Annotated in this window: 1 protein-coding gene; it reads right to left on the reverse strand. The window is 68.5% G+C overall.

Translation table 11 applies throughout. The annotated features are described in order from the left end of the window. Window positions 1-1,450, reverse strand: a 1,450-nt coding sequence (locus ADL15_RS14420; RefSeq protein ID WP_157441357.1) for a non-ribosomal peptide synthetase, incomplete at both ends; no start/stop codon positions are given.

Genomic DNA, 1,450 nt, shown 5'->3' on the forward strand with positions numbered 1-1,450 from the left:
CCGGCCACATACAACTCACCCGGCACGCCCACCGGCACCAACTGCATGCTGTCGTCGACGACGTAGGCACGCGAGTTGTCCACCGGACGGCCGATCGGCACGGGCATGGACCACGCTCGTACGTCGGCGGGCAGCAGGTAGGCCGTGCAGGCATGGGTTTCCGTAGGTCCGTAGTGGTTGTGCACCCGTACCTGCGGATGCCGCGCACTGAAGGCGCGCAGATCAGCCGTCACCCGAAGTGGCTCGCCGCCCTGCACCACGTGCCGCAACGCCGGCAGGGTCAGCCCGAGCTCGTTGGCGGACCGGCTGACGCCGTCGAGGACAACCGCCGGCGCGTACAGTTCGGTGATGCGCTGCTCGGCGAGCCAGCCAGCCAGTTTCTCCGCGCTGCTGCGCACCTCGTCGGCGGGGATCACCAATGTCTTACCGGTGAACAGGGCAGACAGGATCTCCTGCGCTGAGACGTCGAAGCTGATCGTCGTGAACTGAGCGACCCGGTCCCCGGCACCACCACCGATCTCCCGGTGATGCCAGGTGAGGAGGTTGCGCAACGCGCCGGCCGGCATCTCGACACCCTTGGGCGTTCCCGTCGAACCCGACGTGTAGATCACGTACGCCGGGCTCTGCTCGCTCAGCATGCCCACCCGGTGCTCCTGACCGGGGTTGTCGGCCGAGCGCCGACCGGGTGCCCAGAGCGCCGTGGGGTCGTCGAGGACGACGTCGCATCCGGCGTCGGCGAGCATGAAGCTCACGCGCTCGGCCGGATATCCGGGGTCCACCGGAAGGTACGCCGCGCCGGCCTTGAGCACGCCGAGGACCGCGACGATCAGCTCCACCGATCGGGGCAACGAGACAGCGACCACCTGCTCCGGGCCCACACCGCGGTCGATCAGCGACCATGCCACTCGGTTGGCCCGGTCGTTGAGCTGTTCATACGTCACCTCCTCGGCGCCGAAGACCACCGCGGTCGCGTGCGGGGACCGGCGCGCCTGGGCCTCGAACAGCTCCGGCAGAGACAGGTGCGGGACGTCGCGGCGCCGGCCACTCCACTCGCCGTGAATGCGGGCGCGCTCCTCGTCATCGAGCAAGTCGATGCCCTCGAGCGACGCGTCCGGGTCGGCGGTGACCGATGACAACAGCCGGTACAGGCGGTCCACCAGCGACTGGACGGTCACACGGTCGAAGAGGTCCTTGCGGTATTCGATCGCACCGAGGATGCCGCCGGCAGGGCCGTCGACGGTCCACGTCTCCATGAGGTTGACGAACAGATCGAACTGGACGGCTCCGGTGTTGACCGCGCCCAGCGACACCTCCAGGTCAGGAGTGTGACCGTCGAGGCGTCGGCCGTTCGCGGTGGGTGCGTTCTGCAGGGCGAGCATGACCTGGAACAGCGGGTGATGCGCCAGCGACCGTGCCGGGTTCAGCACCTCCACCAGATACTCGAACGGCA

The sequence above is a fragment of the Actinoplanes awajinensis subsp. mycoplanecinus genome, assembly GCF_001509495.1.
GTDB lineage: Bacteria > Actinomycetota > Actinomycetes > Mycobacteriales > Micromonosporaceae > Actinoplanes > Actinoplanes palleronii.